Source organism: Gammaproteobacteria bacterium, from assembly GCA_022450155.1.
GTDB lineage: Bacteria > Pseudomonadota > Gammaproteobacteria > Arenicellales > UBA868 > REDSEA-S09-B13.
Map to the genome: position 1 here is coordinate 76,484 of JAKUQR010000004.1, position 18,658 is coordinate 95,141.

The 18,658-nt window shown below is 53.1% G+C and carries 17 protein-coding genes; 4 read left to right on the top strand and 13 right to left on the bottom strand.

Going from position 1 to position 18,658, the window contains the following annotated elements:
• Positions 1–29 precede the first annotated feature (29 nt).
• The 5 genes from accC to dsbD form a co-directional block, all read right to left on the bottom strand.
• Complete coding sequence (gene accC, locus MK323_03060) at positions 30–1,370, bottom strand: acetyl-CoA carboxylase biotin carboxylase subunit (protein MCH2481140.1); 1,341 nt, start codon at positions 1,368–1,370, stop codon at positions 30–32.
• Positions 1,371–1,380: 10 nt separating this feature from the next.
• Positions 1,381–1,848: an acetyl-CoA carboxylase biotin carboxyl carrier protein gene (gene accB, locus MK323_03065; protein ID MCH2481141.1), complete on the bottom strand. Its 468-nt coding sequence runs from the start codon at positions 1,846–1,848 to the stop codon at positions 1,381–1,383.
• Positions 1,849–1,865: 17 nt separating this feature from the next.
• Positions 1,866–2,312, bottom strand: coding sequence for a type II 3-dehydroquinate dehydratase (gene aroQ / locus MK323_03070; protein ID MCH2481142.1), 447 nt, complete (start codon positions 2,310–2,312; stop codon positions 1,866–1,868).
• A gap of 127 nt (positions 2,313–2,439) precedes the next feature.
• Complete coding sequence (locus MK323_03075; GenBank protein MCH2481143.1) at positions 2,440–2,982, bottom strand: TlpA family protein disulfide reductase; 543 nt, start codon at positions 2,980–2,982, stop codon at positions 2,440–2,442.
• A 7-nt stretch (positions 2,983–2,989) separates the two neighbouring features.
• Positions 2,990–5,239, bottom strand: a complete 2,250-nt coding sequence (dsbD, locus tag MK323_03080; GenBank protein ID MCH2481144.1) for a protein-disulfide reductase DsbD — start codon at positions 5,237–5,239, stop codon at positions 2,990–2,992.
• Between the two features lie 221 nt (positions 5,240–5,460).
• On the opposite strand from dsbD, the gene MK323_03085 reads away from it, so the two are divergent.
• The 3 genes from MK323_03085 to groL all read left to right on the top strand — a co-directional run bounded on the left by MK323_03085 (position 5,461) and on the right by groL (position 8,031).
• Positions 5,461–5,892 carry an FxsA family protein gene (locus tag MK323_03085; GenBank protein MCH2481145.1) on the top strand — a complete coding sequence of 144 codons (432 nt, stop codon included), beginning with the start codon at positions 5,461–5,463 and terminating at the stop codon, positions 5,890–5,892.
• A gap of 138 nt (positions 5,893–6,030) precedes the next feature.
• Entirely contained in the window at positions 6,031–6,321 is a 291-nt protein-coding gene (locus MK323_03090) for a co-chaperone GroES (GenBank protein ID MCH2481146.1), read from the top strand.
• A 63-nt stretch (positions 6,322–6,384) separates the two neighbouring features.
• On the top strand, positions 6,385–8,031 hold the full coding sequence (gene groL / locus MK323_03095) for a chaperonin GroEL (protein ID MCH2481147.1): 1,647 nt from the start codon (positions 6,385–6,387) through the stop codon (positions 8,029–8,031).
• An 88-nt stretch (positions 8,032–8,119) separates the two neighbouring features.
• Here groL and MK323_03100 read toward each other — a convergent pair whose 3' ends face one another.
• The 5 genes from MK323_03100 to MK323_03120 form a co-directional block, all read right to left on the bottom strand.
• Positions 8,120–8,908, bottom strand: coding sequence for an alpha/beta hydrolase (locus tag MK323_03100; protein MCH2481148.1), 789 nt, complete (start codon positions 8,906–8,908; stop codon positions 8,120–8,122).
• 20 nt (positions 8,909–8,928) lie between these two features.
• Entirely contained in the window at positions 8,929–10,224 is a 1,296-nt protein-coding gene (locus MK323_03105) for an O-acetylhomoserine aminocarboxypropyltransferase (GenBank protein MCH2481149.1), read from the bottom strand.
• A 326-nt stretch (positions 10,225–10,550) separates the two neighbouring features.
• Positions 10,551–11,276, bottom strand: coding sequence for an NrdJb (locus tag MK323_03110; protein MCH2481150.1), 726 nt, complete (start codon positions 11,274–11,276; stop codon positions 10,551–10,553).
• An 8-nt stretch (positions 11,277–11,284) separates the two neighbouring features.
• Complete coding sequence (locus MK323_03115; protein MCH2481151.1) at positions 11,285–13,405, bottom strand: adenosylcobalamin-dependent ribonucleoside-diphosphate reductase; 2,121 nt, start codon at positions 13,403–13,405, stop codon at positions 11,285–11,287.
• A gap of 245 nt (positions 13,406–13,650) precedes the next feature.
• Positions 13,651–15,777 carry a nitric oxide reductase activation protein gene (locus tag MK323_03120; protein MCH2481152.1) on the bottom strand — a complete coding sequence of 709 codons (2,127 nt, stop codon included), beginning with the start codon at positions 15,775–15,777 and terminating at the stop codon, positions 13,651–13,653.
• A 138-nt stretch (positions 15,778–15,915) separates the two neighbouring features.
• On the opposite strand from MK323_03120, the gene MK323_03125 reads away from it, so the two are divergent.
• Positions 15,916–16,344, top strand: coding sequence for a hypothetical protein (locus MK323_03125; protein MCH2481153.1), 429 nt, complete (start codon positions 15,916–15,918; stop codon positions 16,342–16,344).
• A 2-nt stretch (positions 16,345–16,346) separates the two neighbouring features.
• Here the strand turns inward: MK323_03125 and MK323_03130 are convergent, their stop codons facing one another.
• The 3 genes from MK323_03130 to MK323_03140 are packed head-to-tail and all read right to left on the bottom strand — an operon-like array spanning position 16,347 to position 18,600.
• Positions 16,347–16,874, bottom strand: coding sequence for an adenine phosphoribosyltransferase (locus tag MK323_03130; protein ID MCH2481154.1), 528 nt, complete (start codon positions 16,872–16,874; stop codon positions 16,347–16,349).
• Positions 16,875–16,887: 13 nt separating this feature from the next.
• Entirely contained in the window at positions 16,888–17,772 is an 885-nt protein-coding gene (locus MK323_03135; protein ID MCH2481155.1) for an S-methyl-5'-thioadenosine phosphorylase, read from the bottom strand.
• Positions 17,773–17,793: 21 nt separating this feature from the next.
• Entirely contained in the window at positions 17,794–18,600 is an 807-nt protein-coding gene (locus MK323_03140) for a CbbQ/NirQ/NorQ/GpvN family protein (GenBank protein MCH2481156.1), read from the bottom strand.
• Between the last annotated feature and the right edge of the window lie 58 nt (positions 18,601–18,658).

Genomic DNA, 18,658 nt, shown 5'->3' on the forward strand with positions numbered 1-18,658 from the left:
CAACGGAGCCTGTAATGCGACCGCTCGGGTCAGCTCCGCCGGTTCCTTTCGAGGTAGTGGATGTCCATCGGTTGTCGGCCAAAGGCCGAATCAGTTACCAGACGTTGTTGAAGTGGAATATTGGTCTTGATGCCATCGATCACCATCTCCTCCAGAGCACCGCTCATTCTGGTTAACGCCTGTGTACGGTTCTCGCCGTGTGCAATGACCTTGGCGATCATGGAATCATAATAAGGTGGCACGGTGTAGTTGTTATAAATGTGAGAGTCCACACGGATACCCGGTCCGCCCGGTTGGTGGTACTGGGTGATTGTACCTGGTGATGGCAGAAACGTGTCCGGGTCTTCGGCATTGATGCGGCACTCTACAGCATGCCCCGTGAAGATGATGTCCGCCTGAGTATGTTCAAGTGGCTGATTTGCCGCCACCTGCATCTGTTCTCTGACAATATCGATCCCGGTAATCGCTTCGGTTACTGGATGTTCGACCTGGATACGTGTATTCATCTCGATGAAAAAGAACTCACCATTCTCATAAAGAAATTCGAAGGTACCAGCTCCTCGATAGTTCAGGGTGTGGCAGGCGTCTATACAGCACTGAGTCATCTTTGCCCGCAGCTTCGGATCAATGCCTGGGGCGGGTGCTTCTTCTAAGACCTTTTGATTTCTGCGCTGCATTGAGCAATCTCGATCGCCAAGATGGATCACATGTCCGTGCGTGTCCGCAAGCACCTGGAACTCAATATGACGCGGACGTTCCAGATAACGCTCCAGGTAGACAGCGTCGTCGCCGAAGGATGCTTGTGCTTCGTTACGGGTCAGCTGCCAGGCATTGAGCAGCGCGGCTTCAGTGTGGGCAACCCGCATGCCTTTACCGCCGCCGCCCGCAGCGGCTTTGATAATGACGGGATAACCGATTTCTGCAGCAATTTTTGCCACCGCCAAGTTGTCGTCCGGCAATGGGCCGTTCGAGCCTGGCACGCAGGGCACGCCGGCGCTTTGCATTTGGGCAATGGCCGCGATTTTGTCACCCATCACACGGATTGTTTCTGCTGTAGGACCCACAAAGATAAATCCGCTCTGTTCGACCCGTTCGGCAAAATCGGCGTTTTCTGCAAGAAATCCGTAACCTGGATGGATCGCAACTGCGTCTGTTACTTCAGCTGCGGCGATCACAGCCGGAATATTCAGGTAACTGTCTATGCTTGCCGCTGGACCAATACACACGGATTCATCAGCGAGGCGTACGTATTTTGTATCCCGATCCGCTTCGGAATACAGTGCAACAGTGCGGATACCGAGCTCACGGCATGTTCTAAGAATGCGCAGCGCAATCTCACCGCGATTGGCGATCACCAATTTATCAATCATCAGACGCCGGTCAGGGGGACAAAGATTCGATCAGGAAAAGAGGCTCGCCAAATTCAACCGGGTCCCCGCTGTGCTTGAAAATCTTGCGGACGATGCCGGTGATTTCAGTATCGACCTGATTAAATATTTTCATGGCCTCAATGACACATAACGTGTCACCGGCGTTCACCTCGGTTCCCAGTTCGACATAGGGTGGGGTTTCAGGATTTGGTGAGGCGTAATAAGTGCCTACCATTGGTGAAACCACGGGCACTTTACCGACTGAAGAGATCTCGCTAGCCGCGGGGTTATCCAATAAGGGTTCAGCGACCGCGCTCAGTCGCGTGTCTGTCATTGTCTGCGCCGGTACCGAGTACACATGGGTTCCGGTGCTGCTGCGACTCAGGCGAATCGATTCCTCACCCTCACTGATTTCAATTTCGGTCAATTCAGACTCTTCAAGCAGCTCAATGAGTTTTTTGACTTTGCGGATATCCATCGGCTGTCGACTGGTGTTCAGTGCCCGGATTCAAGGTATGTAATTGCAGCCTCAAGAGCCAACTCGTAACTCATGCCCCCGAAACCGGCGATAACCCCTACCGCAAGATCAGAAAAGTAGGAATGGCGGCGGAAACTCTCTCGGGCGTGGACGTTCGACAGATGCACTTCGATGAACGGAATCGCCACTCCTGCGAGCGCGTCGCGTAAGGCCACACTGGTATGCGTAAAGGCCGCGGGGTTGATCACGATGAATTCGGTGCCATCTGTCGCTGCCGCGTGAACCCGTTCGATCAGGGCGTTTTCAGCGTTTGACTGGAAGCTCGTCAGCTGAAACCCTTTGCGGGCAGCGGTTTTAGATGCCAGCTGGTTGATGTCAGCCAACGTCTGGTGACCATAATGTGAAGGCTCACGAGTGCCCAGTAAGTTCAGGTTGGGGCCGTGCAGCAGCAGAATGTGTCTCACGGAAAGAAGACCCTAAACATTAAACAATGTGTCCATTGTGCACAAAGCTTTCTTGTCTGTCCAGTTCGGGGACAATGGGGAAAGTTAGGCGTAGATATAGGCAAGTTCGACGAAATTAGGCGACCACTTAGAGAAGGTGTGCCAACCAATCCGCGAGTTCAGTGGTTTGCAGCTCACCAGTTTTTCGGTATCGGAGCACACCGGTCCGGTCAAACACTAAAGTGAATGGCAGCTGTCCAGCACTGCCGTAGCGCTGCATGAGTTCGGGACCTGCGGTCGGGCCGATCAATGAGACATAGTTCAGACCCACTTCATCCTCGAATCGGCGAACGGACTCGGCATCGTCGACCGCAATACCCACGACCTGAATCTTCTGCCCATAGCGTGCTTGCATTGCGATCAACACGGGGATTTCAGTTCGGCAAGGTGCGCACCACGTGGCCCAGAAATTAAACAATACCACTTTGTTGTGAATCACTCGTGTCGACCATTCCTCTCCCGTGCTGGTAGGCAGGACAAACGGAATAATGGTGTCAGCCCCGGCGCCCAGGTCAGAGACAGTAGGCGAACGCAGCTGACTTACCCAGTACCCGCCAGCCGCCGCCGCCGCCACCGCCACCGCCAATACAAGCAGGGTGTAGACCACCAAGGATTTTCTTGGGTTGTCCACTAGGATGTCAGATTCTAAGAGTCTTGAGCAGGGAGAGGAAGCGGTTCGGGTCAAGGTAGCCGTAGAGGCGTTTTGCAGACACTTCTTGACCTTGTGCGTCAAAAAACAGCAGCGCTGGGGGACCATATACGCCATAGTTTTGCTTGATGGTCTTGCCAACCGGATCTGACGGATCCGTGACGTCTATTTTGAGCAGACGGAATCGGTTCAGAACTGTGCGTACCTGCAGGTTGCTAAATGTCGTTTTTTCCATGCGCAGGCAATCAGTACACCAGTCGGCATAAAAATCCAGGATCACAGGTTGTTCATCTGAGCGGGCGTCAGACAGCAACCGTTCAAGTTCGGCCACGCTTGTCACCGTGTAAAAATCAGGTTGGTCTTTTTCGGAGACAGCATCCTTCAGTACCTCCTCGCTAAACAGCGCTAAGCTGACGGGCTGCAGGATGTCGCGACCACCGTTCAAGCCGCCGATTATTGCCAACATCCCCCAGATGATGGAGATGGTACCCAAACCTTTCCAGGCGTAGCGCCACCGCAGCAGAGGTGCCTGGCTTTTGACGAGATAGATGCCAAACGTGATCAAGAGCGCCGCCCACAACAGTAGAACAGGTACAGCGGGTATGGTGCCAAGCAGATAAATGGCAACACCAATCAGCATCACACCAAACAGATGGTTCACTCGATCCATCCAGGCACCAGCTCGCGGCAGCAAGACACCCGCACCGAAGCCGATGGCAATGAGAACCACGCCCATACCCAGCGCCATAGAAAACATCAGCCCAGCACCCAGATAGGGGTCACCATGGAAAATAGCGATGCTCAGCACTGAAATCAGCAGCGGTGACACACAAGCACCGACCACCAGTGCGGAGACAGCGCCGAGTAGAAAAATCATACCAAACGAACCGGTACTTAAACCGGTCGTACGCGCGGTCAGACTAGACTGCACAAAGGCAGGCATCTGGATCTCATAGAGGCCAAACATAGACAATGCCATCAGTGTGAGGATGATGCTGATCAAGCCGATTGCCCAGATATTTTGGAAATAGGCTTGCAGTTGCTCCCCGGTCGCGCCTGCCACAGCACCGATTGCCGCATAGGTCGCGGCCGTCCCCAGTACATAGGCCACTGAAATCGCACCACCCCGGAGGCGACGGGAAGTGCCGCCTTGACGTACGATGATACTGGAAAGAATCGGAATTAAGGGCAGTACACACGGCGTAAAGGTCAGCAGAAACCCTGTGACGAACGCGGCACCGAAAATAGCGATCAGGTTGCGGGCTGACAATGCCCCTTCAGCCGGCTCCTGCGCTTTGGCGTTCACGAAGCTGGGGAACTCAATCGTCTGGGTTGTGCTCATGGGCGCATAGCAAATGCCCTTTTCGGCACAGCCCTGGTAATTGACGGTCAGGCTGAGTGTGTCAGCCATCAGGGCATTTTTCTCGATCGGTACAATGACGCTACGACTAGTGAGGTAAACCTCAACCGCACCAAAATAAGGATCCTGTTTTACAGTGCCTGGCGGCAGGTCGAATGCGCGAACTTGTGCGTTACCCTGCACTGCCTGGAAAGCGATTTTGTCACGATACAGGTAATACCCCGGTGCGATCTTGAAATGTACCGCCAGAGCGTTTTCGCCGGCGATTTCGATCTCCACCTGAAATGCATCATCGGGATCAAGGAATTCGGATACATCACCAGTGGCGGTCCCCAGCAGTTTCTGCAATTCAGTCGCGCTGCCCCCAGTGCTGGTCGACTGCCAACCCGTTTTGACTGAGCCAGAGCGCTCGTTGATTAACGACGACGTTGTGAGGGGGACGTCCATCCGGACACGTTGCGTCATCGGTGGATAACAAACGCCAACCGGTTTGTTACAGCCTTGACCTGCCGCCAGCAAGATCAATGGGCCGCCGATGAAGTGGTCTCTATCCAACGGCAGTGCGATGCGAATTGAATCGGTGTAAATCTCGGTCTCGCCAAAAAACTCATCGTGTTGGATGGTCCCGGCTGGATATTTAGGGTTACCCAGAACGGCTTGAACAGGTTCAGCTGTAAAGCCAAACTTACTGCGATACATGTAATAGCCCTCGGCGATCGTCCAGACGGCCTCGATCGTGTTCGGGTTGACCAGCGAGGCGTGGAACCTGAACGCTTGTTCAGCTGGAAGGAGTTTGCTGTCCTGCTGCGCCACCCCGGACAATGAAAACAGCATCACTGACAACAGCACTGACAACAGCAGGGCAGTCATCGTTTTCATGAGCAAATCGAGATAATCGCGTTGGATTGTTACGCTGTGCGAAACATCTTGGGTCGGTAAACGACGCGTTATATTAGCACCCGATTATATGCCCAGGCTATTGTAGCGACCCAGACCGACGATCGTCTGACAATCGACTACACTTGGCGCCCACAATCGAATTAAGTTCCTTATGCTGTTGAGTCGAAACGTGCCACTGAGACCTTAACCGGACCTTAACAGTGCCCATTATTTTTCTGATTTTTCTCGCGGTTCCATTGATTGAGATTTTCTTGTTGATCAAGGTGGGGAACGTAATCGGTGCACCGTGGACCATCGCACTGGTTGTCCTCACAGCGCTGGTGGGTGCTTGGCTGGTTCGGCTGCAGGGCCTGTCTGCCCTGAACCGAGTCCGTCGGAGTGCAGCGCGCGGTGAGTTGCCGGCATTCGAGCTGCTGGAAGGTTTATTTCTCCTCGCCGCAGGCGCATTGTTACTCACACCGGGGTTTTTTACGGATGTCGTGGGGTTTGCCTGCTTGACGCCACCGTTCCGAAGGTCGCTGATCAAGCTGGCTGTCCGGCGGTTTGGCTTGGTCCACCCGGGGTCGCCCCCCGCGGATTCCGCCCTGGGTAAATCCAGCATTGAAACCGATTATCGCCGGCTGGATGATTGAGTGGAGATAGCCTACTTGACAGGGGGTTAAAACCAGCTATTATTAGCACTCGATAGGGATGAGTGCTAGTTGTACCACATACTCACCTCTATGTTATCATTTTGTTGTTATTCATCAATACTTTAGGAGATTTAGGTAATGAAGATTCGACCGCTTCACGATCGTGTCGTTGTGCGACGACTCGAAGAAGAGCGTACCAGTGCCGGCGGAATCGTGATTCCCGATAGTGCTGCGGAAAAACCGATGACCGGCGAAGTTTTATCAACCGGCAACGGCAAGATCCAGGAGAACGGTGAACAGCGTCCACTGGACGTCAAAGCCGGGGACAAGGTGCTTTTTGGGAAGTACTCCGGTACCGAAGTCAAAATCGATGGTGAAGAAGTTTTAGTCATGCGCGAGGACGACATCATGGGTGTCATCGAGGCTTAAGCCTGCTGATTACCCAGACCGTTGAACATCAACACTGATTTATATTTATAAAGGAATACAGTAATGTCAGCTAAAGAAGTTAAATTCGGCGAAGCAGCCCGTGGAGCCAAGTTACGGGGTGTGAATATCCTGGCCGACGCCGTCAGGGTGACACTCGGGCCTAAGGGAAGAAATGTAGTACTCGACAAATCGTTTGGCGCACCCACCGTGACCAAGGACGGGGTTTCTGTCGCCAAGGAAATTGAACTTAAAGACAAGTTCGAAAATATGGGGGCGCAGATGCTTAAGGAAGTAGCCTCCAAGACGTCGGACGTGGCCGGTGACGGCACCACGACCGCGACTGTGTTGGCACAGTCTATGTTGCGCGAAGGTTTCAAAGCCGTCGCTGCGGGGATGAACCCAATGGACTTAAAGCGCGGAATCGACAAAGCAGTCATCGTGACCGTTAAAGAGCTTCACAACATGTCCAAGCCTTGTGCGGATCATAAAGAAATCGCACAGGTAGGCACCGTGTCCGCCAATTCTGATGAGTCAATCGGCAGCATTATTGCCGAATCTATGGAAAAGGTTGGTAAGGAAGGTGTGATCACCGTTGAAGAAGGCAAGACACTGGAAAATGAACTTGAGGTGGTCGAAGGTATGCAGTTCGACCGTGGATATCTCTCGCCTTATTTCATCAACGATCAGGACGCGATGCAGACCAACATGGAGAATCCGCTGATTCTGATTCACGATAAGAAGATCTCGAACATCCGGGACATGCTGCCGGTGCTTGAGGCCACAGCCAAGGCCAGTCGGCCGTTGCTGGTCATCGCTGAGGATGTTGATGGCGAAGCACTGGCGACACTGGTCGTGAACAATATTCGTGGGATCGTTAAGGTTTGTGCGGTCAAGGCGCCAGGATTCGGCGATCGCCGTAAAGCGATGTTGCAGGATCTAGCAATTCTGACCGGCGGTCAGGTGATTTCCGAAGAAGTAGGGATGAGCCTCGAATCCTGCAGTCTCGATGATCTGGGTAGCGCTAAACGTGTGCAGGTAACCAAGGAAAACACCACCGTGATCGATGGTGGGGGTAGCAAGGATGATATCGAAGGCCGGGTCAATCAGGTCCGTGTGCAGATCGAGGAAGCCACCTCGGATTACGACAAGGAAAAGATGCAGGAGCGAGTTGCCAAGCTTGCAGGCGGGGTCGCCGTAATCAAGGTCGGTGCAGCAACCGAGATTGAGATGAAGGAGAAGAAGGCCCGCGTCGAAGATGCGTTGCATTCAACCCGTGCAGCAGTGGAAGAGGGCGTGGTGCCCGGTGGCGGTGTAGCGTATGTACGTTGCCTGGACGTGTTGGATGACCTTAAGGGTGACAATACTGATCAAGATGTCGGTATCGATATCGTTAAGCGTGCCGTTGAAGAACCGTTGCGTCAGATCGTCAACAACGCCGGAGAAGAAGGTTCAGTCGTGCTGAACAATGTTGTGGCTAAAAAAGGTAACTATGGCTACAACGCCACTACCGGTGAATACGGTGACATGATTGAGATGGGCATCCTGGACCCGACCAAGGTCACTCGGGCCGCGCTCCAGAATGCAGCTTCGATTTCCGGTCTTATGATCACGACCGAAGCAATGGTTGCTGAAGTACCCGAAGACAAGCCAATGCCGCCAATGCCAGGTGGCATGGACGGGGGGATGGGCGGTATGGGCGGCATGATGTAAGCTGCCAGTCATAGCGCAAGTTGTATCTCGAAGGCCCCGATCATTCGGGGCCTTCTTCGTTTTAGGGTAATTTAAGCGGGTTTTCGCTCTAGACGACGGTGATGAGCGCGTCCAGCACATCATTGGGCCGTTCCATCATCAGGGAGTGGCCCGTACCCTCAAGCAACTCGACACGCGCGCCGGTTATTACCTTGGCCAATTCCTTGCCAGCTCTGGCAGGTGTCATAATGTCACGGTTTCCCAAGATAAACAGGGTTGGACACTGTACTGCGTCGGCGTGCACCATCCCAGTGTTATAGGTATTGCAGGCTGCAAGGCCGGCATGAATGACGTCGTCGTCTGAACGCTCGAGCAGTCGCAGCGTACCGCCGACCATCCACATTCCGGGGTTCTCATTGCCACCGAGCTGAGCAGCTTTGCTGTAACCCCAGTAGGTCAGCATATCGATTGCAGCGTGGTTGTTTTGTGCGGCATTGCTCAGAAGAGATTTGTGGACGGCCATCGGTACGGCGGTACCGATAAGCGCCAACGATCGTGTCCGTTCCGGATAGCGAGCTGCAAGGGCAAGCGTCACCAGCGAACCCATGCTGTGGCCAACCAAGGCGGCCTTTTCGATGTTCGCTCCATCCATTGCAGCGACGACTTCATCAGCCATCTTTTCGATAGTATCCAGTGGAGGTCCTTCGGAACGACCATGGCCGGGCAGGTCAGTTGCCAACACGTTGTACTGATGCCGGGCAAAGAAACGCGCGGGGAGGACCCAGACGGTGTGATCCATCCCGGTTCCGTGTACAAAGACGACCGATTCCTGTTCAGACTGATGTTCCCGGGCACCTGTATAGGCAAAAATATTTTTCTTGTTAGCATTGATATACATGATCGATCAGCCTTCCGTGCTCAGGCTTTCTGCGCGGCGCGCAAAGCGGTTTCTAGATCCTGCAGTAGGTCCTGTGGATCTTCTAGTCCCACAGACAGGCGAATCAGTCCTTCCGAGATACCGGCCGCTTGAAGTGCCTTGGCATCCATCCGGTGGTGGGTTGTGCTGGCGGGGTGAATCACCAGTGATTTGGCATCACCAACATTGGCAAGATGTGACAGCAGCTCGACATTTTCAATGAAACGCTGCCCTGCAGCCCTCCCGCCCTTGATGCCGAAGCTGAAAACGGCGCCGCAACCGTTCGGCAAAATGTCCTTGGCCAGTTCGTGATCCGGATGGTCGGGCAACTCCGGATAACTGACCCACTCCACCGCATCGTGCTGTGACAGATACTTGACGATCAGCCGCGTGTTTTCGACATGTCGCTGCATACGAAGCGGCAGGGTTTCCATCCCTTGAAGCACCTGGAATGCCGTGGTCGGGCTCATACAGGCACCGAAGTCCCGCGCACCTTCTTTGCGGGCGCGGGTGATAAACGCTGCGGGGCCAAATTCAACCGCGAAATTCATGTTGTGAAAGCCGGCATAAGGTTCGGTCATCGTTGGGAACATCCCAGAGGCCTCCCAGTCGAAAGTGCCACTGTCTACCAGCAGACCACCGATCACTACACCATGGCCACTTAGGAATTTGGTGGCCGAGTGAAAAATAATGTCAGCGCCGAGGTCAAATGGTCGGCACAAATACGGCGTGGTGAAGGTTGAATCAATCATCAGCGGCAGGCCATGCTGGTGTGCGACCTCGGCCAGGACAGGAATATTCAGAACTTCCAATCCAGGGTTGCCGAGCGTCTCGCCAAACAAGAGGCGGGTTTCCGGTCGTATGGCAGCTGCAAACGCATCCGGGTTGCGAGGATCGACAAAAGTGGTCTCGATACCGAATCTGCGTAAGGTGTAGTCCAGCAGGTTATGGGTGCCGCCATAAATTGAACCTGAGGACACGATGTGTGAGCCCGCACTCATCAGAGTAGCAATAGCCAAATGGCATGCTGCTTGGCCGCTGGCGGTGGCGATTGCACCGACACCACCCTCTAAAGCGGCTATTCTTTCTTCCAGGACTGCAGTAGTCGGATTGGTGATTCTGGAATAGACGTGACCGGCACGTTCGGCGTTGAAAAGTGCTGCTGCATGATCGGGGCTTTTGAAAACATAAGATGCTGTTTGGTAGATCGGTGTAGCACGCGCACCCGTTGTCGGGTCGGGTTGTTGTCCCGCGTGCAGGGTCAGGGTGTCAAAACCAAACGTTTTCGGTGTAGTCATCTCGTTCTCCGAAACGGGTGTCTATGTAAGTTGGTTTAACTTTAACTGGGTCACAAAGGAATAGGCATCATCTTGAATGCCTGTGTTTGCAACGTAGTGGCTAGTCTATTGAATTAAACAGCAGATGCAGCGATCCGTCTAACAGTTCTCTACCCCGAGGGGTTTATTGGTTTTGAGACCCTAGGCCTTCCCTCATTTGCGCACAGACACAGGATGGGCAGACGCATAGCAAGGGCAGGGGTTCAAGCGGTAATGGTACTAGCGCCTAGAAAGGGTCGTTCGAGACCCGGTCATGAACTTCGCTCAGCGGTGTCGCGGAAAACCGTTCAACCGCATTTAGAGTCGCCGCAGTTGAGACAGGTCATACAGCCATCGAGAAGAACCACAGCCTTGGTTTGGCATTTGCTGCACAGTCTGGCTTCAGCGGGAAATCCAGTGGTCGAACCGCCCTCAGGGGAGGGCTGTTTTCTGGTTTCATATTCCTGGCGCTTGTCATCGACCAGTTTTTGCTGATGGTCGTCGAGATCATCTTCTCGGATCATACCAATCATTTTCATGTGTGCTTCGATCGCATCTCCTATCTCAGCAACCAATGACGGTGTGTACTTTCCGCCCCGTTTGAAATAGCCACCTTGAGGATCGAATACACTGCGCAGTTCTTCGACCAGAAAGGTGGCATCGCCACCCTTGCGGAAAACAGCCGAGATAATTCGAGTCAGAGCAACGATCCACTGAAAATGGTCCATGTTCTTAGAGTTGATAAATATCTCGAATGGGCGTCGTTTTTCGTAAGGCGTTTCAGGATTTAGTACGATGTCATTGATGGTGACGTAAAGCGCATGCTCAGACAGTGGAGTCTTGATTTTGTAGGTGCTGCCGATCAGCATTTCCGGCCGTTCGAGCTTCTCATGCATCTGAATGACGTTGGAAGCAGAACCCTCAATGCCTGCGATGACTTCGTTTTCCGGTGCCATCTCAGCGATCTTCGGCGGGTCACCCTCGGTACTGATGACCTCGAAGTCGGCGATGGGGTTGTCGATCTTAATAACCATTTTCCACTCTAAAATTTGCCGTAGTAACCTTCTTTTAGGGCATCAAACAGGTTGGCGGCCGTATGAGTTTCGCCATCGTATTCGATTTCTTCGTTGCCCTTGGCTTCGATCACCTCCCCGTTTTCCAGAGTGAAGCGATACGTGGTGTTTTCCAGGTCTTCTTCTTTGACCAGCACGCCCTGGAAGGCATCCGGATTGAAACGGAAAGTCGTGCAGCCTTTGAGGCCTTTTTCGTAGGCGTACATGTAGATATCTTCGAAATCCTCAAACGGGATGTCCGTGGGCACATTGGCAGTTTTGGAAATCGACGAATCTATCCATTTTTGTGCAGCGGCCTGTACGTCGACATGCTGTTTGGGAGTGATGGTGTCGGCGCTGATAAAATAATCCGGTAGCGCATTGTTATCGTCGTCTGGCGCCGCCGCCGGGTTGACCAAGCGCCGATATTCCAGTAACTCAAACGACATGACATCGATTTTTTCCTTGGTTTTTCGACCTTCGCGTATGACGTTTCGGCTGTACAAATGGGCAAAAGACGGTTCAATGCCGTTGCTCGCGTTGTTCGCCAGGGACAAACTGATGGTGCCGGTTGGCGCGATAGAAGTATGGTGACTGTAGCGTGCACCGTGCTCAGCAATCTTATCGGTAAGTTCATCAGGAAACTGTTGCATATAACGACTGTATTTCGCCATCAAGACAGACCCTCTAACACGGTCACCATTCTGATAACCATCGGCTTCCATTTCAGGTCGTTTGGTCAGAATTTCTTTATCGACTGTAAACTCGTCCTGCATAATCGGGGCGGGTCCCTTTTCTATAGCGAGCTCAACAGCGGTCTGCCAACCGACCTCAGCCATTTCACGTGAAACGCGTTCAGTGAAAGCCAGTGAATCTTCACTGCCATACTTCATCTGCATCATTACCAATACAGAACCCAGACCCAGAAAGCCCATACCGTGACGCCGTTTATATTCGATCTCGTGTACTTGCTGACCAAGAGGCAAGCCGTGAATATCAACCACGTTGTCTAGCATGCGGGAGAATATACTGACGACGCGATGGAACCGTTCCCAATTAAAACGCACGCTCACTGAAAACGGTTGTTCCACAAAGCGGGTTAGATTGATCGAGCCCAGCAAACAACTGCCATAAGGCGGCAAAGGTTGCTCGCCACACGGATTGGTCGCTCGAATCTCTTCACAGAACCAGTTATTGTTCATCTCGTTGATTCGATCAATCAGAATAAATCCCGGTTCAGCGTAGTCGTAGGTTGAGGACATAATCAAGTTCCACAACCGGCGAGCTGGCAACGTGCGAAAGACTTTGCAGGCGACCTCGCCTTTATCGTTGGTGACATAGCCCTCGCGACTGGGCCAGTGGCGCCAGGTGATCTTGCTCTCAGGATCATCAATTTCTGTTACCAGAGCAGGGAATAGCAGTTCCCAGTCGGCATCATTTTGTACTGCTTGCATGAACCCATCGGTAACCAAACACGATAGATTGAACTGCCGGAGTCGGCCGTTTTCCCGCTTAGACTGAATAAAATCAACGATATCCGGGTGGGCGATGTCAAAAGTGCCCATTTGTGCGCCGCGACGGCCACCCGCAGAAGACACCGTGAAACACATGGCGTCAAAAATATCCATAAAAGACAGCGGTCCGGAGGTGTAAGCGCCCGCGCCGCTCACAAAAGCGCCTTTTGGCCGCAACGTAGAGAACTCGTAACCAATGCCACAACCGGCTTTCAGTGTCAGACCGGCATCATGAACTTCAGTCAGTATGCCTTTCATTGAATCAGGGATGGTGCCAGACACGGTACAGTTGATCGTACTGGTCGCTGGTTTGTGTTCGCGAGCACCCGCATTAGAAATGATTCGGCCTGCTGGGATGGCGCCGTTTCTAAGCGCCCACAAAAATTCTTTATACCAGTGATCTTGTTTTTCACTGGTCTGTTCAACCGCAGCCAACGCACTTGCGACCCGCTTGAAGGTGTCATCGATGGTGCGGTCAATCACATGGCCCGACTTTGCTTTGAGCCGGTACTTCTTGTCCCAGATATCAATGGACGCAGGTTGTAACTCAACCCCCGAGGCATCGGTCTTGCGCTGTTCCAGTGATGCCTTTGTCATTTGTTGTTATTCCTTGAGTGGGGTAAAAGACCCGGCAGGCTGCGCCCTCAAAATTAAAGGGGTAGCCGGTTATTCACCACTTACTATTTACGAATCTGAAAACGCCACTTTGTTTGGGTAGGTCTGACCAATAACACTATATGTTGTGGCATTGAACAGAGCATACGCCCAACATATTGTGCCGGTCAACTTTTTTCAAGGGTGCGCAAAAAATGCCCTAAAAAAGGGCTTCGGTCTATAGGCGGTCAGGTGGTCAGACGCCGGTAGATCTCTGACACCTTGACCGGCAGTTGGTGTACATCGTCGACCACGGTGTAGTTGACTGCCCCGTACATGTGTGGCAGGTAGTCTCGTGCTTCGCGGTCGATGGTGATACAGAACGGATGTATGCCCGCCCGCTTGGCTTCAACTAGTGCTTGCCGAGTGTCTTCGATGCCATACTCACCGCGGTAGCCGTCATAGTCATCCGGTTTACCGTCGGACAAGGTGATTAAGAGGCGTGTCCGTGCCTCTATATTTTCAAACAGGTGAGTAAGGTGGCGGATCGTTACACCCATGCGCGTGTAGTCCTGCGGTTGGATGCCGGCGATACGCGCTTTGACTTCCTGGCCATAGATTTCATCAATCCGCTTGATACGATAAAGCTCACAGCGTTTTCGAGTCATGCCCGAAAAGCCATAAATGGCATAACGGTCACCCAAAATTTCCAGGGCTTCGCACAGTAGCACCAGGCTTTCTCTTTCTGCGTCGTTGATCCAGCCCTTAGTCGAGCCACTGACGTCGACCATAAAAATCACAGCAATATCGCGTTCCAGCCGTTGCGGGCAGGTGAAGAGGTTTTCCGGCATCTCTCGGCCAGAAATGGCTTCGATTCTGGCTTCAATTGCGGCATCTAGGTCGATATCGTCCCCATAAGCCTGTCGTTTCAGGCGTCGTTCACCACCGCGAAGTGCCTCAAAACTCCGACGAATTTCTGTGACTAGACCATGGTATTTTTCAAGCGTTTCCGCCACAAACGGCTTGTCTACCGATCGCATATCGATTTCTCTCAGCACGCACCATCCTTTACGGTAGTGACGCCGTCGGAAATCCCATTCATCGTAGTGTAGTGCGCCTTCCTCACGGTAGGATCCTTTCCACATGTCTTTGGCGCTGCTGTCTTCTCTAGGACCTGCGTCGTAATCTCCTGCGCCGGCCGCGACGAGATATTCCGGTGGGATTTCATCTAGGTCCAGCAGCATCGACTGCAGAATCCGTTTGATATCGGCTGGAGTAGCCACAGGGTTGCCGTTTATCTCCAGCATCAACTCTGTCTCCCCGGTTGTGTTTTCCGGCGTCTGCAATTCAATTTGTCGTATTGCTGAATCATCCAAGGTTTGATCATCGCGCAGCAGTTCGCTTAGACGGACCTTGAGTTCTTCGCGATCCCGTTCCATTCGTATGGCGAGTACCTGTTCGGCGAGCTCGAGTTGAAGAGTTCCCTGCCAGGGTTGGGGAGCGGGCGCGGTGACTGAGCGAGGATAAATCAGCTTAAGTTGTTCAAGTGTCGTCTCGATGGTCGAGGCTGGTTCTTTGAGTGCAGATGTAGCATGTTGCCACTCGATAGCTGCAGGTTTGTCGCCAGTATTTTCTAGCAGAGTGTTCATCTGGCGCCACAAACCGGGTAACTCTCGTTTAATGCAAGCTTCAAGGCGTATTGATTCAAGTGCAAAAAATAGCGATAGCGCTCGTTGAGGCTCTGAATATTCAGCCAGGCGTGCTGACAGTGGTGGATCGTCCTGGGTTTGTTTTCGAAATGTGCCGAAGCGCGTTTGTGCCCAAAGGTAGGTTGTCATGAGTTTGTACAGCGAGAAATTGTTCTGTTTGTCACCATAACGGTTGAGCAGAGCTGGCAGGAAGAGCACTTCGGTATCTGTAAATACTTCATTACTGGACTCAATGCGTAAAGACCGACCTGCCAGACCGCGGATGTAGTGATTAAGCACACCGACGGTATCGTCGAGGTGGACGGTAACCGGGCGCAGACTCTCTTCACGAGCGAAAGTATCAACGGCGGCGAAGGCTTCACTTCCGGGATAAAGACCCTGGCGGTCATAAACATCCATGGCGTTAATGATCCAGTCCTCAACCTGCCTCAGATCCATAAACTCAAGAGCTCGCGCTGCGTGACGAACGAACTGAAAACCCATCTCGGAGTTGGTGCGGATGATGACCTCTAGCCAGTGGAGAGCGAACTCCTGCTGTGTTCTGGTGCAGACCGACAGGGCCAGCGCGGGTTCCCGGGCCGTTCGCCTCGATGACAGGACCGCGTCGAGCATTTCATCGAAACGTTCTTCAAGTGCTTCAAAAGAAAAAGATTTTTGTTCAGGCATCAACGCAATCGGTGCTGCTGTACAGCCTCATGAGTCAAGTAAGTATACCGAGAAGCCACGGTTTGGCTTGCGTTGGGCCCGTTTGCCGCAGGCAACCGGGTCAGGCTACAGTGCACGCTCGGCAGATCAGGGGTAAAAATGGGCGGATTAAGTACAGTACTACTGTGGGTTCAGACACACCCGTTGGTGGTCACGGGTACGCTGGTCGTGTCGTTGCTCCTGGCCGGGATTTACGCCGTAGTGATCTTTATGGCTATCGCTCGCATGGATGCGGATTATTTTATGCGCTCTAAAGCGAGTCGAGACCACTGGCGCTATCGGTACACCGCCCTATGGCTGGTGATTCGCGTCACTAAGAATCTGGTCGGTGTGCTTCTGGTATTGCTTGGTCTGGCTATGCTGGTATTGCCTGGGCAGGGTATTCTGACCATTCTGATTGGGATCAGCCTGCTCGAATTTCCAGGGAAACACAGGCTCGAATTGGCTATCGTGAAGCGGCCGTCGATACGCAGGGCGATTGACCGAATTCGGCAGCGCTCCGGAACAGAGCCACTCAATCTGCCCTGATCTTAGTCGCCCTCGAAGGCGATCAAAGTGCGCGTGGGAACATCCATCGCTTGGAGTTTTTCTTTCCCACCAAGGTCAGGCAGATCGATCACGAAACTCGCACCCACAACGAGTGCACCAGCATCACGAAGCAGGGCGACTGTCGCGCACGCTGTCCCACCGGTGGCGATCAGGTCATCAACCAGCAGGATTCGGTCTCCTGGCTGGGCGCTGTCGGTGTGAATTTCAACTTCATCCTTGCCGTATTCGAGATCATAGCGTTTGCCGATTGTTTGCCACGGCAGTTTCCCCTTTTTGCGTACGGCGATAAAACCAACAGATAGTTGGTGCGCAACTGCTCCGCCCAAAATAAATCCGCGTGCTTCAATCCCGGCAACAGCATCGATCTGATTACCCGCGAACGGTTGAACTAAATCGTCGACGGTCTTACGGAAACCGGCGGGGTGCTGCAACAACGTGGTGATGTCGCGGAATATAACGCCAGCTTTTGGATAGTCCGGTATAGACCGAATGAGTGTTTCGATGTCCATTGTCGTTTTGCCTTCAGACGAACAATCGGCCGGCAACCGCATCCAGCATTTTTACGACATCCGGGTCTCGGGCGTCGGGTTCTGTAATCAACGCTGACTCCAGTGCCCGGTCATCTCCTGAAGGACACCGTGCCGGTCGATTTCGCATTTGAGGTGCGACCGTCTTGATCAGTGAACGGGCCCGGTCAGCATTGTCCAGAAGGACCTCGATGATTGTTTCGACATTGACGTTGTCGTGGCCAGGGTGCCAGCAGTCGTAATCGGTCACCATCGCCACCGTACAGTAAGGTATTTCTGCCTCACGGGCGAGCTTAGCCTCCGGCATATTGGTCATTCCGATCACATCACAGCCCCATTGTCGATAGAGATTTGATTCGGCCAGAGTCGAAAACTGTGGGCCCTCCATGGCGAGGTATATACCGCCGCGTTGAACTGGAATATTGCAATCCCGGCAGGCGGCCTCGCACCAGTCACCCAGCCGGGCGTTGACCGGATGTGCCATAGACACATGGGCGACTAAACCGGTGCCGAAAAAACTTTTTTCTCGTGCAAACGTCCGGTCTATGAACTGATCGATAATCACGAAGGTCCCTGGCGCCAGTTCGTCGCGAAAAGAACCTACGGCTGACAAGGAGATAATGTCAGTCACACCAGCTCGCTTGAGTGCATCGATGTTGGCTCGGTAATTAATGCTGCTCGGGCTGAGTCGATGTCCACGGCCATGCCGGGGCAGAAAAACCATCTGCACACCGTCGAGTCGTCCACGAAGTAACTCGTCCGATGGGTCTCCCCAGGGACTTTTAACCTGTTGCCAATGGATATTCTCCAGTCCCTGAAGGTCGTACAGACCGCTGCCGCCAATGATGCCAAGCACTGGTGCCGGATGAATGTCTGCCATGGTCATTTGCCCGGCAGTGAGCTAAAACAAGGTCGTGCCCAGTTCATTGACCGCCGCCAGCATGTCGGGCTCATCTGTGAGTGATGCTGCAATGGCACCTCGGCAGGCTGTGCGGGGTTCGACCCCGCTATGCATGAGTTTGGCTGCATGGACAAGCAACCGTGTACTGGCACCTTCTTCCAGTCCGTTGCCTTTAAGATTACGGGTCATTGCAGCATACCGAACCAGCAGTTGTGCCGTCTGTTTATCGATGCCTGATTCATGGGCAACGATGCTCGTTTCCATTTCAGCTTCAGGGTAGTCAAAATCTATGGCCACAAATCGCTGTCGGGTGCTTTGTTTCAGGTCCTTAAGGACACTCTGATAGCCTGGGTTGTAGGAAATAGTAAGGCAGAATTCTCCGGGGGCCTTGACTGTTTCACCTGTCTTCTCAATCGGCAGTATGCGCCGGTCATCTGCCAGCGGATGAATGACCACGGTCGTATCCTTTCTGGCTTCGACGATCTCATCAAGGTAGCACAGTGCGCCCTGTCGTACCGCGCGTGTCAGCGGCCCGTCAATCCAACGTGTTTCACCGCCGATTATCAGATAACGGCCGACGAGGTCCGAGGCAGTTAGGTCATCATGGCACGATACGGTGACCAGGGGGCGTTTCAGTCTCCAGGCCATATGTTCCATAAAGCGGGTTTTGCCACAACCGGTGGGTCCTTTGAGCAGTATCGGGATACAGTTGTTGTAAGCGGCTTCAAAGACCTGTATTTCTTCCCCTTGAGTCGCGTAGAACGGTTCCTGCGCAATAAATTCTGTCTGTGCGATCGGCTGATTCATGATGCTGTGGCGCTGTTCGTTATTCCCTGTTCTGACTATCGTTGAATTCCGGTGTTCC

Excerpts from the sequence above, each read along its gene's own strand:
- accC (MCH2481140.1), bottom strand. The coding sequence starts at position 1,370 with ATGATTGATAAATTGGTGATCGCCAATCGCGGTGAGATTGCGCTGCGC.
- accB (MCH2481141.1), bottom strand. The coding sequence starts at position 1,848 with ATGGATATCCGCAAAGTCAAAAAACTCATTGAGCTGCTTGAAGAGTCT.
- dsbD (MCH2481144.1), bottom strand. The coding sequence starts at position 5,239 with ATGAAAACGATGACTGCCCTGCTGTTGTCAGTGCTGTTGTCAGTGATG.
- MK323_03090 (MCH2481146.1), top strand. The coding sequence starts at position 6,031 with ATGAAGATTCGACCGCTTCACGATCGTGTCGTTGTGCGACGACTCGAA.
- groL (MCH2481147.1), top strand. The coding sequence starts at position 6,385 with ATGTCAGCTAAAGAAGTTAAATTCGGCGAAGCAGCCCGTGGAGCCAAG.
- MK323_03100 (MCH2481148.1), bottom strand. The coding sequence starts at position 8,908 with ATGTATATCAATGCTAACAAGAAAAATATTTTTGCCTATACAGGTGCC.
- MK323_03105 (MCH2481149.1), bottom strand. The coding sequence starts at position 10,224 with ATGACTACACCGAAAACGTTTGGTTTTGACACCCTGACCCTGCACGCG.
- MK323_03110 (MCH2481150.1), bottom strand. The coding sequence starts at position 11,276 with ATGGTTATTAAGATCGACAACCCCATCGCCGACTTCGAGGTCATCAGT.
- MK323_03115 (MCH2481151.1), bottom strand. The coding sequence starts at position 13,405 with ATGACAAAGGCATCACTGGAACAGCGCAAGACCGATGCCTCGGGGGTT.
- MK323_03120 (MCH2481152.1), bottom strand. The coding sequence starts at position 15,777 with ATGCCTGAACAAAAATCTTTTTCTTTTGAAGCACTTGAAGAACGTTTC.
- MK323_03125 (MCH2481153.1), top strand. The coding sequence starts at position 15,916 with ATGGGCGGATTAAGTACAGTACTACTGTGGGTTCAGACACACCCGTTG.
- MK323_03130 (MCH2481154.1), bottom strand. The coding sequence starts at position 16,874 with ATGGACATCGAAACACTCATTCGGTCTATACCGGACTATCCAAAAGCT.
- MK323_03135 (MCH2481155.1), bottom strand. The coding sequence starts at position 17,772 with ATGGCAGACATTCATCCGGCACCAGTGCTTGGCATCATTGGCGGCAGC.
- MK323_03140 (MCH2481156.1), bottom strand. The coding sequence starts at position 18,600 with ATGAATCAGCCGATCGCACAGACAGAATTTATTGCGCAGGAACCGTTC.